This window comes from Pseudomonas sp. SJZ080 (assembly GCF_007828295.1).
In the GTDB taxonomy this organism is placed as follows: Bacteria; Pseudomonadota; Gammaproteobacteria; order Pseudomonadales; family Pseudomonadaceae; genus Aquipseudomonas; species Aquipseudomonas migulae_A.
On the sequence record NZ_VIUK01000003.1, the window covers coordinates 26,296 to 40,207 of the forward strand.

Here is a 13,912-nt window from a genome sequence, read left to right on the forward strand (position 1 = left end):
TTTCAGCTCAGCGCTTCAAGCACCTTGCCGGTGATCGCTTCAACCGAGCCGACGCCAGCGATGTGGCTGTACTTCGGTTTGCCTTGAGCCGCCGACAGCTTCTGGTAGAAATCTACCAGTGGCTTGGTCTGCGAGTGGTAGACCGACAGGCGATGGCGCACGGTTTCTTCTGTGTCGTCCTTGCGTTGCACCAGGTCTTCACCGGTGATGTCGTCTTTACCAGCAATTTTCGGCGGGTTGTAGACGGTGTGGTACACGCGGCCGCTGGCCTCGTGAACGCGACGACCGGCGATACGCTGAACGATTTCTTCATCATCAACGGCGATTTCGACCACGTGGTCCAGCTCGACGCCGGCCTTCACCAGGGCTTCAGCCTGAGGAATGGTGCGCGGGAAACCGTCGAACAGGAAACCGTTGGCGCAATCCGCCTGGCTGATGCGTTCCTTGACCAGATTGATGATCAGGTCATCGGATACCAGACCACCGCTGTCCATCACGCTCTTGGCGATCAGGCCCAGCTCGGTGCCGGCCTTGACCGCGGCACGCAGCATGTCGCCGGTGGAGATTTGCGGGATGCCGAACTTTTCGGTGATGAACTTAGCCTGAGTACCTTTACCGGCCCCGGGAGCTCCCAGCAGAATGACGCGCATCGATGTGCTCCTCAATTTTTTATATAGATAACAACGGATTCGCCTCGTGGGGCCAATCTCAAAAACAGGGTCGTGACCGCCCAAACGGCCAAAGGCTGATCAAGATACACAGCAGGCCCGGACCACACAAGCCGCCGAAAGTCGGAGAAACCCGCGCCTTGTGTGACTCTGCGACGGGGTACCCCAAGTCGCAACCCCATCATTAACTGTCGCCTGGCAGCACTTTCCCGCCCTGCGCAAACCGGCACTCAACGCCCGCGCCGAGTGCCCGAATCCACGACAAAAACCTTAGCCGGTATTTCGCAAACCGGCGGCAATCCCCGCCACAGACACCAGCAACGCCTGTTCTACCGGGCTGCCCTGTGCCACTTCCTGCTGTCGCGAACGTGCCAGCAACTCAGCCTGCAATAGATGAAGCGGGTCGAGGTAAGTGTTGCGCAGACGGATGAATTCGAGGGTGTCTGGGCTATGTGCCAGTAGCTGCGACTGGCCGGTCAATCCCAGGACAACCGAACAGGCCTGCGACAATAGGTCGCGTAAATGCGCGCCCAAAGGCAGCAGATCCGGCTCGACCAACCGCTCATCGTAGGAGCGGGCGATGTCGGCATCGGCCTTGGCCAGGACCATTTCCAGCATGTCGATGCGCGTGCGGAAGAACGGCCACTGCTCGCGCATTTGCCCCAGCAACTCCCCTTCGCCACGCTCCAGTGCCTTGCTCAGCGCCGCTTCCCAGCCGAGCCAGGCCGGCAACATCAGACGTGTCTGGGTCCAACCGAAGATCCATGGAATCGCCCGCAGGCTTTCGATCCCGCCGGCGCGACGTTTGGCCGGGCGGCTGCCCAGTGGCAGGCGTCCCAACTCCTGCTCTGGGGTGGACTGGCGGAAATACTCGACGAATTGCGGATTTTCCCGCACCACGGCGCGGTAAGCGCTGACACCGTCTGCTGCCAATTCGTCCATCAAATGACGCCAGGCCGGTTCCGGCGGCGGCGGTGGCAGCAAAGTCGCCTCCAGTACGGCCGCAAGGTAGAGATTGAGGTTTTGCTCGGCGATGTCCGGCAGGCCGAATTTGAAACGAATCATTTCGCCCTGCTCGGTGGTGCGGAAACGTCCCGCCACCGACCCCGGCGGCTGCGACAGGATCGCCGCGTGTGCCGGGCCGCCGCCACGGCCCACGGTGCCACCGCGACCGTGGAACAGCAGCAGCTCGACTTGCTGCTCGCGGCAAATATCCACCAGACGTTCCTGCGCCCGATACTGTGCCCAGGCCGCCGCCGTGGTGCCGGCGTCCTTGGCCGAGTCGGAATAACCGATCATCACTTCCTGCGGCCCTTGCAGGCGCGCGCGATACCCCGGCAGCAGCAACAGTTTTTCAATCACCGGGCCGGCGTTGTCCAGGTCGGCGAGGGTTTCGAACAGCGGCACCACGCGCATCGGCCGCAACACGCCAGACTCTTTGAGCAGCAGTTGTACAGCGAGCACATCGGACGCCGCGCCGGCCATGGAAATGACGTACGAACCGAGCGAAGCGCCCGGTGCAGCGGCGATTTCCCGGCACGTCGCCAGCACTTCAGCGGTGTCGGCAGAAGGTTTGAAGTACGCCGGCAGCAACGGCCGACGGTTGTTCAGCTCGCGCATCAGGAAAGCGATGCGCTCCTCTTCGCTCCAGTCTTCATAGCGACCGAGGCCAAGGTAATCGGTGATTTCCGTCATCGCCGCCGAGTGCCGCGACGAGTCCTGCCGCACATCGAGACGCACCAGGAACAAGCCGAACGTCACCGCGCGACGCAGACAATCAAGCAACGGCCCATCGGCGATCACGCCCATGCCGCACTCATGCAGCGACTGGTAGCAGAGCTCCAGGGGATCGAGCAGGTCGCGATTGTTTTGCAACACATCGGCGGTTGCCGGCGTCGCGGTGGTCAAGGCGGCATGCGCCCAGTTACGGGTGGCGCGCAGGCGTTCACGCAACTGTTTAAGGACGGCGCGATACGGTTCGGCGCTGTCGCCGGCCTTGGCTTTCAGCGCGTCGCTGGCCTGTTGCATCGACAGCTCGGCGGCCAGGTGATCGACATCGCGCACGTACAAATCGGCAGCCATCCAGCGCGCCAGCAGCAACACTTCGCGTGTCACGGCAGCCGTCACGTTGGGGTTGCCGTCGCGGTCGCCGCCCATCCATGACGCAAAGCGAATCGGTGCGGCCTCCAGCGGCAAATGCAGGCCAGTGGCGTCATGCAGGGCTTTATCGGCCTTGCGCAAATAGTTCGGGATTGCTTGCCACAGCGAATGCTCGATCACCGCGAAACCCCATTTGGCCTCGTCCACGGGCGTCGGGCGGGTGCGGCGGATTTCTTCGGTGTGCCAGGCCTCGGCGATCAGGCGCTGCAACTTCGCGTGGATCTGCTCGCGCTCGGCGCTGGTCAGGTCACGATGGTCCTGAGCGGCGAGTTGCGCGGCGATGGCATCGTATTTCTGGATCAGCGTACGGCGCGCGACTTCGGTCGGGTGTGCGGTCAACACCAGCTCGATTTCCAGTCGTCCCAATTGCCGCGCCAGGGACTCGGCACCATGGCCTTCGGCAAGCAGGCGCGCGAGCAATTCGGGCAGCACACGCGCTTCGAACGGCGCGGGCTGCGATTCTTCGCGGCGGTGAATCAGCTGATATTGCTCGGCGATGTTGGCGAGATTGAGAAACTGGTTGAACGCCCGCGCCACCGGCAGCAACTCGTCTTCGCTCAACTGGTTGAGGCTGGCGCTCAGTTCGGCGTCCATCGAACCGCGACGGTCAGCCTTGGCGCCTTTGCGGATCTGCTCGATCTTGTCGAGAAAACCGTCCCCGTACTGCTCACGAATGGTGTTGCCCAACAGCTCACCCAACAGGTGAACGTCCTCGCGCAAGCGTGCATCAATATCGGTCATCAGCCGTTCTCCAGCGAAAAATCCGGTGTCTTGGAATGACATGCCTTGAAAACAAAGAGTGCCGCCGTAAAGCGCTTCTTACAAGCAAACGACGAAGGGACTTTAAACCTCGGGCCCGCGAGCTAGTCTGAAGAGTAAGCCGTACGACGGCTTTCGCCGGCCATGCCGGACACTTACCCTGCCTGCCACGAGCAGGCGCGCAATGAGGTTTTTATGAAAATCCGCGAGCTTGCCCATCACTGGGAAGAAAACGCCAAGGGTCGCCTGACCGACACCGGCTACGCGATTCATCTGGATGTGGAGGCCGCCGCACGACTGGCGGCGATTATCGAGATGTACCCCAAGCGGCATCCCGAAGAACTGCTCGGCGAACTGATCGGCGCTGCGCTGGAAGAGCTGGAAAAGAGCTTCCCGTACGTGAAGGGCTCAACCATCGTAGCCACCGATGAAGAAGGCGATCCACTGTACGAAGACATAGGTCCGACTCCGCGTTTTCTCGCGTTGTCCCGTCGTCATTTGCATGATTTGTCATCCAGCGAAGACAAGCAGAAGCACTGAATTCACCTCGGAACCTGTGGGAGCGGGCTTGCTCGCGAAGACGGTGTGTCAGCCAGCAGAGAGGTTGACTGACACACCGCCTTCGCGAGCAAGCCCGCTCCCACATCAGGTCGCAGAACCCCTTCAACAAAACCCGGGAATACCGCTGCACATCGCTAAAGTTCCCGACTTAGAGCCTTGTCCATTCGGTCAAAGTTTTTTCCGGCGAAAGGCCATCTTCTCTGAACTTTTGAAAAATGCCTCGGGTCGTAACCAGTAACCACGCCTGGGACGGCCGTTTCAAAACGCTTTCGAAATTTGATGGTTGCGGCTCCTTGCCCAGGATGGATTTTTAGCTTTTCAGGAGTTTTTCCAATGGAGTTGATGACCATGAAAACCAGCACTGCCAAGTCCTCGTCCAACCACTTGCGTCGCCTGAAACTGGCCGCTCTGGCGATCGGCAGCAGCTTCGTTCTGGCCGGTTGTGCCGGTAACCCGCCGACCGAGCAATACGCCGTAACCCAATCCGCCGTGAACAGCGCCGTCAGCGCGGGCGGCACCGAGTTCGCCGCGGTTGAGATGAAGTCCGCTCAGGACAAGCTCAAACAAGCCGAAATCGCCATGCACGACAAAAAGTATGACGAAGCCAAAATGCTCGCCGAACAGGCCGAGTGGGACGCTCGTGTCGCCGAACGCAAAGCTCAGGCGATCAAAGCCGAACAAGCTGTGAAGGACTCTCAGAAAGGGGTTCAGGAACTGCGTCAGGAAAGCCAGCGCACCGTGCAATAAGCGCCGCCTCGACGTACTTCTTACTCGACTTAAAAGGACGAAACCAAAATGCGCACACAATTGATGATCCCTGCCCTGCTGGCCGCAAGCGTTGCACTGGCCGCCTGCTCGACGCCGCCCAATGCCAACCTGGAACAGGCCCGCACCAACTACAGCGGCCTGCAGGCCAACCCGCAGGCGAGCAAAGTCGCGGCACTGGAAACCAAGGACGCCAGCGATTACCTGGACAAGGCCGACAAGGCTTATCTGGACAAGCGAGATTCGAACGAGGTCGACCAATTGGCCTACCTGACCAATCAGCGTGTTGAAGTGGCGAAGCAGACCATCGCCCTGCGCACCGCTGAAGCCAATCTGAAAAACGCCGCCGCACAGCGCGCCCAGGCTCGTCTCGACGCTCGCGATCAGCAGATCAAGCAGTTGCAGGACAGCCTGAACGCCAAGCAGACCGATCGCGGGACGCTGGTGACTTTCGGGGATGTGCTGTTTGCCACTGACCGTGCCGACCTGAAATCCAGCGGTCTGGTGAACATCAACAAACTGGCGCAGTTCCTTCAGGAAAACCCGGACCGCAAGGCGATTGTCGAAGGCTATACCGACAGCACCGGTACAGCGTCGCACAACCAGTCGCTGTCCGAGCGTCGCGCCGGTTCCGTGCGCATGGCGCTGGTGAAGATGGGTGTTGATCCGGCGCGCATCGTTGCCCAGGGTTACGGCAAGGAGTATCCGGTGGCCGAGAACTCCAACGCCTCGGGCCGGGCAATGAACCGTCGGGTGGAAGTGACCATTTCCAACGACAACCAGCCAGTGATTCCGCGTTCGGCGGTCAGCTCGAACTAAGCTTCACGCAGTAACGCAAAAGCCCCGCCTGAGTCGATCAGGCGGGGCTTTTTGTTTTCGCGGTTTGGCGGAACACCGCGTGGGCCCCCATCGCCAGCAAGCCGGCTCCTACCGGTTCAATGCAATCCTGTAGGAGCCGGCTTGCTGGCGATGAAGGCAACCGCGGTTTGTCTGATTTGAACGCGTTACCGTTACTGCTCCAGCTTCTGCGGGGTTTCCTGCCCCATGCAGCGCACCGCTTTTTTCCGGTCGTTGATCAGCACGCCGCTCAGGCCTTTCTGTTCGGTATCAAACAGCACCAGCACGCCATCGATGCACTGCGCCACTTGCGCCGCCGGCTCCAGGGAGACTTTGTAGTCCTCACCCGGCACGGTCTTGAGCATGGTGAATTGGTTGAGCAGCAACGCATCCTCAGGCTTGGCGAAGTGCAGGTAGCCGTACCACCACAGGGCACCCACTGTGCCGAGGATGCTACAGATACCGGTGATGATCAGCGGGATGGCGTTACGTTCTTCACTCATTGCGGGCTCTCTGATGGTTCATCTTCTGAATTCGGGGGGGCCGGGTAATTGGGGATTTCACCCAGTCGACGCAGGCCGTTGAAATGCTGCGGGTCTTCGAGGTAACGCAGCATGACTTTGCGCCAGACCGGGTCGGCGAACGTCTGCACGTGACCGCCGCGGGTCAGTTGCAGCACCCGCGGCGGCGGCGCAGCTTGATACAGACGGATGCCGTTGGAAAGGGGCACGATCGGATCGTCGATGCTGTGGTAGATCAATTTCGGCACGCCATTGAGCTGCTCCATGGAATGGATCGCGCTGTCACCGTCCGGCACCAGCCAGGACAGCGGCACCTGGAACGCCCAGGTCAGCCAGGAATTGCTCAGGGCGAACTGGCCGATGCTGCGATAACTGGCAGGCACGCCGTCAAGGACAAAGGCCTTGAGTTGCTTCTGGCGTTCAGGGTGTTGAACCAGGTAATGCACGGCCATTGAGCCACCGAGGCTTTGGCCCAGCAGGATCAGCGGCTTGCCTTTGACTTCCGGTGCCTGGTCGAGCCACTTGAATGCGGCGTCGATGTCCTGATAGATCGCCGGCAAACTCGGTTCGCCTTCGGACAAACCGTAGCCGCGATAATCGATCAGCAGTACCTGATAGCCCTCTTCCGGCAACCACCAGCTGCCGCCCAGATGCATGGGCAAATTGCCGCCGTTACCGTGCAGGTGCAACACCGTGCCTTTGACCTCGACGCCTTTTTTCGCTGGCAGCCACCAGCCGTGCAGCTTGAGACCGTCGGCGGTGGTGAGGGTAACGTCGCGGTATTCGAGTTTGGCTTTTTCCGGGGTGAACAACTGGCCGGGCTCGGGGTAGAACAGCAAGGAGCTGCAACCACCGAGGGTCAGGAGAAGGCAGAGGATGCCGAGGATTCTCATCCGTTGAAACCTCGCGAAAAAGGGTTGGAACACAGGTCAAATGTGGGAGCGGACCAAGCCCGCTCCCACAGGGGGTCCGTGTCCTTACAGGATGTTGGAATAATCCGCTTCGATCCGGTCCAGGCTCAAGTGATTCAGGAAGTTGGAGAAGCACATCCACGCCGACAGCGCGTTCATGTCGCGGAACTGTTCAGGCAGATATTTGGGTGGCACCACCAACCCCTCATCGACCAATTGGCGCAAGGTCCGCATGTCCTCCAGCGTGGTCTTGCCGCAAAACAGCAGCGGTATCTGCTCAAGCTTGCCCTTTCGCACGGCCAACTGAATGTAGTTGTAAACCATGATGAAGCCCTTGAGGTAGGACAAGTCTTTGGTAAATGGCAGACCATTCGGCACCGAACCGCGGAAAACCCGACTGGCATTGCCGTAGCTTTCCGCCATCTCAAAGCCCTGTTCGCGGAAGAACTCGAAGATCTGCAGGAAGTCCGCGCCCTCCTCCACCATGTGAATGGCGCGGGTGCGGTTGGTCAGTTTGCGCAGGCGGCTTGGGTAAGAGGCGAATGTAATGATTTCCATCAGGATCGCCAGGCCTTCCTGAGTCACCGTCGACGAGGGCGGGCCTTTGGACAGGAAGGTGCAGATCGGCTGGTTCAGACCGTTGAGCGTGGTGCCGACATGCACCAGCCCTTCATGGACTTCGAGGGCGCGCACGTCACGCTCGTTGAACATCGCGTCGGTGCGGATCTTGATGTAGTCGGCGCCCGCGGCGGCATCGGCGACGATCCCGTCAGACTCGAATACCCGAATGGTTTCCTCGGCCTCGCCAAATACTTTGCTCAGCCGGGTTTGCAATAAATGCACGGCGTCCTTGGCGGTAAGGATCTTCGGCTCATCCTTGAGGTCACCACGGCCATCGATGTTGTTCAGGTAATCGGAGAGCATCAGGCCGAGGTCGGACAGGGTCGGGTCACCCGCGTGGAACGCATCGGACGCCGCGCCGTACAGTTCCTGGGAAATCAGCCCGAAATCCTCGGTGCCGCGTGCTTCGAGCATACGCACCACCATCCGGTATTCCTTGCACATGCGGCGCATGATCTGGCCAACCGGGTTGAACTGGCCGAGCTGACGGGTGATGTCACGCTCGATGTTCTGGAACTCCAGTTTCACTCTGCTGGAGTCGAAGGACAGTGGCCGGTTCAGGTAGTAGTCACGGTCCACCTCCGGCATTTCCTTGCCCTTGGCCTTGAGGAAACGCTTGCGGATGCTGTCGTCCCACTTCACCGCGTCCAGGACGCGTATCGGCGTCTGCGCCAGCACGATGCGATCGGACAAAATGCGTATCGACTGCTGGTAATCGTCCACCCGAAACTCCTGTAGAAAAACCGTTATGTGCTGGTTTACTTGGCTTTGGCCAAGCGCTGATAGCGCACGGCCTCGACGAATACGTCGGAATTGGCCGGATCATCGAGGTAAGCGAAGACCTGATCCATGTTGGTGTTGATCAGCACGCCGTCGCCATCGTCGGTCTGGAAACCTTCACCGCTGAGGGTTTTCTGCCCCAGCGCCTGGTTGATCTGCTCGACGTCGAGGTTATAGACCACCAGTTCATGCTTGTCGGTGAGTTCGAAACCGGCAATGGTGAAATGCCCGCCGAACTGCGCGGGCACTTTCGCCGACAGGTACCAGCGACTGCCATGGCGCGAGACGGTGAAGGGATAAGCTTCGCGCTCCTTGGGTTTGGCCTTGAAATAGCTGACCGCCTGATAGCGATTGTCGCCAATGCGCGTCAGCTCCAGGTTCATGGGTTCGCCCCAGGCGTTGGTGCTGGTCCACTTGCCGAGTAATCCCTTGGGCGCGGGGTCGCTCGTGGGCAGCGGTTCCTTGAAAGTCACCAGGCAGCCACTGAGCAGCAGGAACGACAAGGCGATCACAACGACGCGCCAGGCTTTCATTCAACACTCCCTTTGAAGCATACGCCGGCTTGATGTGGCCACCGAACCCATGGGAGCGGGCTTGCTCGCGAAAGCGGTGTATCAGAAGACGGAAATGTTGAATGTTAAACCGCCTTCGCGAGCAAGCCCGCTCCCACAGGGGATCGGGCACCACAATGGATCACACCGACGCCAGGACCAAGTGCATATACCGCGTCAGGATACCGAGCATTTCGGCTTCGGCGGCAGGCTCGGCGTCGTTGAGCAGGCCCTGATATTCCATCCGTCCGATAATCGCCGTCAACACTTTGGCATCTTGATGGGGTTCACGGGAACCCAAAACCTGGAAAAGCTGACACGTGCCCTGCAGGAGAATTTGCTGGTGCGAGCGCACCAGCTCCGCCAGGCGGGGGTTGAGCAACGCTTCCTGACGGAACGCTTGCTCGGCCATCAAATGTTCGCGGCGGTTGATCAGTTGCCGATGAACATAGTCCGCCATCAACCGCGCAATATCGTCCGCCAGCTGCGAGCGCGACTCGGGGCTGCCGTCGCCGCTGACGACCATCTCGCGCAGCAGGCCTTCATTGTTCACCCACAACTTGGCCATGAACGCCGCGCTGCGCTCCACGTATTGGGCGAAGGTGTCGGTGAGCAGGTCATCGATGTCCTTGAAATAGTAGGTGGTGGCCGACAGCGGCACACCGGCCTCGGCGGCGACCGCACGGTGACGCACCGCCCGCACGCCATCGCGCACGACAATGCGCATGGCGGCATCGAGAATGTCCTGTCGACGTTGCTCACTGCCCTGGCGGCTGGCCTTGCGGCCCTGGTACTGAACACTTTCAGCGACCGCAGTGGCGACACCCGCTGCACCTTCTAGAGCCATTGCGCGATTCACGGCAGGTATTCCTCTCTTACTTCAAAAGTAACCAATTGATACGTTTGTACCAGACAGGCAATAAAAAGCCGCCCATTTCAGGCGGCTTTTTTAGTTGAAACACTTACGCTTGCGGCCGCATGTGCGGGAACAGGATCACGTCGCGAATCGACGGGGAGTTGGTCAGCAACATCACCAGGCGGTCGATGCCGATCCCTTCACCCGCCGTTGGCGGCATGCCGTACTCCAGCGCGCGAACGAAGTCGGCGTCGTAATGCATGGCTTCGTCGTCGCCGGCGTCCTTGTCGGCCACCTGCGCCATGAAGCGCTCGGCCTGGTCTTCCGCGTCGTTCAACTCGGAGTAGGCGTTGGCGATTTCACGACCACCGATGAACAGCTCGAAACGATCGGTGACGTTCGGGTTGTCGTCGTTACGACGGGCCAGCGGCGACACTTCGAACGGGTACTGGGTAATGAAGTGCGGCTGCTCCAGCTTGTGCTCGACCAGCTCTTCGAAAATCATCACCTGCAGCTTGCCCAGGCCTTCAAAGCCCAGCACTTTCGCGCCAGCCTTCTTGGCGATGGCACGAGCCTTCTCGATGTCGTTCAGGTCGTCAGCGGTCAACTCGGGGTTGTACTTGAGGATCGAGTCGAACACCGACAGACGCACGAACGGTTCGCCGAAGTGGAACACCTTGTCGCCGTACGGCACGTCGGTGCTGCCCAGAACCAGCTGCGCCAGCTCGCGGAACAGTTCTTCGGTCAGGTCCATGTTGTCTTCGTAGTCGGCGTACGCCTGGTAGAACTCCAACATGGTGAATTCAGGGTTGTGACGGGTCGAAACGCCTTCGTTGCGGAAGTTGCGGTTGATCTCGAACACCTTCTCGAAACCGCCAACCACCAGACGCTTGAGGTACAGCTCAGGCGCGATACGCAGGAACATTTCCATGTCCAGCGCGTTGTGATGCGTTTCGAACGGCTTGGCTGCCGCGCCGCCCGGGATGGTTTGCAGCATCGGCGTTTCGACTTCGAGGAAGTCGCGCTTCATCAGGAAGCTGCGGATGTGCGCAATCACTTGCGAACGCACGCGGAAGGTCTGGCGCACGTCTTCGTTGACGATCAGGTCAACGTAGCGCTGGCGATAGCGCTGTTCGGTGTCGGTCAGACCGTGGTGCTTGTCCGGCAGCGGGCGCAGCGACTTGGTCAGCAGGCGCACTTCGGTCATTTCAACGTACAGGTCGCCCTTGCCGGAACGGGCCAGGGTGCCAACGGCTGCAATGATGTCGCCCATGTCCCAGGTTTTCACCGCGGCCAGGGTTTCTTCGGACAGGGTCTTACGGTTGACGTAGACCTGAATGCGCCCGGTCATGTCCTGGATCACCATGAACGAGCCACGGTTGAGCATGATGCGACCGGCAACCTTGACCGGGATTGCAGCCTCTGCGAGCTCTTCCTTGGTCTTGTCCGCGTACTGTTTCTGCAAGTCTTCGCAGTAGTTGTCACGGCGGAAGTCGTTCGGGAAGGCATTGCCCTTGGCGCGCTCGGCAGCCAGCTTTTCCTTGCGCAGGGCGATCAGGGAGTTTTCTTCCTGTTGCAGGGCTTGCGGGTCGAGTTCTAGGTCGCTCATGTCTTTAAGTATTCCATCAGGTTCATTGTCCCCGGCCGTTGGCCGGGGATCGCCAGCAAGCCGGCTCCTACAGGGGGATCGTGTTACAGGCCTTGTTTCAGGCTGGCCACCAGGTATTCGTCGATGTCGCCGTCGAGCACCTTGTCGCAGTCGCTGCGTTCGATGTTAGTGCGCAAATCCTTGATTCGCGACGCATCGAGTACGTAGGAGCGGATCTGGTGACCCCAGCCGATGTCCGACTTGGTCTCTTCCAGGGCTTGCGAGGCGGCGTTGCGTTTCTGCACTTCCTGTTCGTACAAGCGCGCCCGCAACATTTTCATCGCGGTGTCTTTGTTGGCGTGCTGGGAGCGTTCGTTCTGGCAACTGACCACGGTGTTGGTCGGTACGTGGGTAATCCGTACGGCCGAGTCGGTGGTGTTTACGTGCTGACCACCGGCACCGGAGGAGCGGTAGGTGTCGATGCGCAGGTCCGATGGGTTGATGTCGATTTCGATGTTGTCATCGATTTCCGGCGACACGAACACGGCCGAGAACGAGGTATGACGGCGGTTGCCGGAGTCATACGGGCTCTTGCGCACCAGCCGGTGCACGCCGATTTCGGTACGCAGCCAGCCAAAGGCGTATTCGCCCTTGATGTGCACGGTAGCGCCCTTGATCCCGGCGACTTCACCGGCAGACAACTCCATGATGGTCGCGTCGAAACCGCGTTTGTCAGCCCAGCGCAGGTACATGCGCAGCAGGATGTTGGCCCAGTCCTGGGCCTCGGTGCCGCCGGAGCCAGCCTGGATGTCCAGGTAGGCGTTGTTGGCGTCCATTTCACCGCTGAACATACGACGGAATTCGAGTTTTTCCAAGGACTCGCGCAGACGCTCGACTTCGGCGGCGACGTCATCGACGGCGGCCTGGTCTTCTTCCTCTGCGGACATCAGCAGCAGGTCTTTGGCGTCGGCCAGGCCGGTGTGCATTTCGTCGAGGGTTTCGACGATCTGCGCCAGCAGGGACCGCTCGCGGCCCAGTTCCTGAGCGTACGACGGGTTGTTCCAGACAGACGGATCTTCAAGCTCGCGATTGACTTCAGTCAGACGCTCATGCTTTTGATCGTAGTCAAAGATACCCCCGAATAGTTTCGGAGCGCTCGGACAGGTCCTTGATACTGTTAAGGATCGGGTTGATTTCCATGGCGGGCAGCACTCGTTGGCGAACTTTTGAAAGCCGGCGAGTATAACGGCAAACGGTCCAAAACGGCAGCCCGCCTGGCTGAAAAGGCCTGTCCGCTCGCTCCTACTCGATGCCGACCTGATTACGCCCATTGTTCTTCGCCAGGTACAGCCCCTTGTCCGCCGCCGAGATCAGTTGTCGGCAATCGGCGCCCGGTTGCGGGGTCATGGTCGACAGACCGATGCTGATGGTCAGGCTCGAGCCTTCGGTCGGGAAAATGTGCGGGATCTTCAGCGCGGCCACGGTCTGGCGCAGTTTCTCCGCCACCAGTCGCGCACCGCCCGGCGTGGTGTTGGGCAGCACCAGCGCAAACTCTTCACCGCCATAACGGGCCGGCAGGTCCGAAGGCCGGGCGCTGGCGTCACGGATGGCTGTGGCGACCTTGCGCAACGCTTCGTCGCCTTCGAGGTGGCCAAAGCTGTCGTTGTAGGACTTGAAGTAGTCCACATCGATCATCAGCAACGACAGTTGGCTCTGGTCACGCAACGAACGGCGCCACTCCAGCTCCAGGTATTCGTCGAAGTGACGACGGTTCGACAGCCCGGTCAGGCCGTCCGAGTTCATCAAGCGCTGCAGCACCAGGTTGGTGTCGAGCAATTGCTGCTGGCTGACCCGCAGCGCGCGGTAGGCCGCATCACGCTGCAGCAGGGTCATGTAGGAGCGCGAGTGATAGCGAATGCGCGCCACCAGTTCGATGTTGTCCGGCAGTTTCACCAGATAATCATTGGCCCCGGCCGCGAAAGCCGCGCTTTTGATCAACGGGTCTTCCTTGGTCGACAGCACAATGATCGGAATATCCTTGGTGGCCGGATGATTGCGGTATTCACGCACCAGGCTCAGGCCGTCAAGACCGGGCATGACCAGATCCTGGAGGATCACGGTCGGTTTGATCCGGATGGCCTGCGCAATGGCCTGATGCGGGTCTGCGCAGAAATGGAAGTCGATGTTCTCTTCATTCGACAACCCGCGGCGCACCGCCTCGCCGATCATCGCCTGATCGTCCACCAACAACACCATGGCGGCGTTTTCGTCGGTTTTAAAGCCGTCGAGCTGTAATTCATTCATGTTCGGTCACCTGAGTACTGCCTGGGCCAG

Annotated in this window: 13 protein-coding genes; 3 read left to right on the forward strand and 10 right to left on the reverse strand. The window is 60.1% G+C overall.

Annotation, left to right across the window (positions count from 1 at the left end):
• Positions 1–2 precede the first annotated feature (2 nt).
• Both adk and ppc read right to left on the reverse strand, forming a co-directional pair.
• Positions 3–650 (reverse strand): adenylate kinase, encoded by a 648-nt coding sequence (gene adk / locus FBY04_RS04865; RefSeq protein ID WP_084321936.1) that lies wholly within the window; start codon positions 648–650, stop codon positions 3–5.
• 288 nt (positions 651–938) lie between these two features.
• Positions 939–3,569, reverse strand: a complete 2,631-nt coding sequence (gene ppc, locus FBY04_RS04870; protein ID WP_084321935.1) for a phosphoenolpyruvate carboxylase — start codon at positions 3,567–3,569, stop codon at positions 939–941.
• A gap of 213 nt (positions 3,570–3,782) precedes the next feature.
• Here ppc and FBY04_RS04875 point away from each other — a divergent pair, with 213 nt between their 5' ends.
• The 3 genes from FBY04_RS04875 to FBY04_RS04890 all read left to right on the forward strand — a co-directional run bounded on the left by FBY04_RS04875 (position 3,783) and on the right by FBY04_RS04890 (position 5,732).
• Entirely contained in the window at positions 3,783–4,127 is a 345-nt protein-coding gene (locus FBY04_RS04875) for a pilin assembly protein (protein WP_084321934.1), read from the forward strand.
• A gap of 354 nt (positions 4,128–4,481) precedes the next feature.
• Entirely contained in the window at positions 4,482–4,895 is a 414-nt protein-coding gene (locus tag FBY04_RS04885; RefSeq protein ID WP_145314687.1) for a DUF4398 domain-containing protein, read from the forward strand.
• Between the two features lie 48 nt (positions 4,896–4,943).
• On the forward strand, positions 4,944–5,732 hold the full coding sequence (locus tag FBY04_RS04890) for an OmpA family protein (protein ID WP_145314688.1): 789 nt from the start codon (positions 4,944–4,946) through the stop codon (positions 5,730–5,732).
• Positions 5,733–5,923: 191 nt separating this feature from the next.
• Here FBY04_RS04890 and FBY04_RS04895 read toward each other — a convergent pair whose 3' ends face one another.
• The 8 genes from FBY04_RS04895 to FBY04_RS04930 form a co-directional block, all read right to left on the reverse strand.
• Positions 5,924–6,253, reverse strand: a complete 330-nt coding sequence (locus FBY04_RS04895) for a hypothetical protein (RefSeq protein WP_084321931.1) — start codon at positions 6,251–6,253, stop codon at positions 5,924–5,926.
• Entirely contained in the window at positions 6,250–7,164 is a 915-nt protein-coding gene (locus FBY04_RS04900) for an alpha/beta hydrolase (protein WP_084321930.1), read from the reverse strand. Before FBY04_RS04900 ends, FBY04_RS04895 begins: the two co-directional genes overlap by 4 nt.
• A gap of 84 nt (positions 7,165–7,248) precedes the next feature.
• A complete protein-coding gene (locus tag FBY04_RS04905; RefSeq protein ID WP_084321929.1) occupies positions 7,249–8,526 on the reverse strand; it encodes a flavohemoglobin expression-modulating QEGLA motif protein in 1,278 nt (425 codons plus the stop codon).
• A 35-nt stretch (positions 8,527–8,561) separates the two neighbouring features.
• Complete coding sequence (locus FBY04_RS04910) at positions 8,562–9,116, reverse strand: hypothetical protein (protein WP_084321928.1); 555 nt, start codon at positions 9,114–9,116, stop codon at positions 8,562–8,564.
• A 160-nt stretch (positions 9,117–9,276) separates the two neighbouring features.
• Positions 9,277–9,993, reverse strand: coding sequence for a TetR/AcrR family transcriptional regulator (locus FBY04_RS04915; protein ID WP_167362919.1), 717 nt, complete (start codon positions 9,991–9,993; stop codon positions 9,277–9,279).
• Positions 9,994–10,096: 103 nt separating this feature from the next.
• Positions 10,097–11,599, reverse strand: coding sequence for a lysine--tRNA ligase (gene lysS, locus FBY04_RS04920; protein WP_084321926.1), 1,503 nt, complete (start codon positions 11,597–11,599; stop codon positions 10,097–10,099).
• A gap of 83 nt (positions 11,600–11,682) precedes the next feature.
• Positions 11,683–12,778 (reverse strand): peptide chain release factor 2 gene (gene prfB, locus FBY04_RS04925; protein ID WP_139272976.1). Its coding sequence is split into 2 segments (ribosomal slippage): positions 11,683–12,705 and positions 12,707–12,778, totalling 1,095 coding nucleotides; the frame shifts between segments, so codons are not numbered across the junction.
• Between the two features lie 102 nt (positions 12,779–12,880).
• Positions 12,881–13,882, reverse strand: coding sequence for a PleD family two-component system response regulator (locus FBY04_RS04930; RefSeq protein ID WP_084321925.1), 1,002 nt, complete (start codon positions 13,880–13,882; stop codon positions 12,881–12,883).
• Positions 13,883–13,912 lie beyond the last annotated feature (30 nt).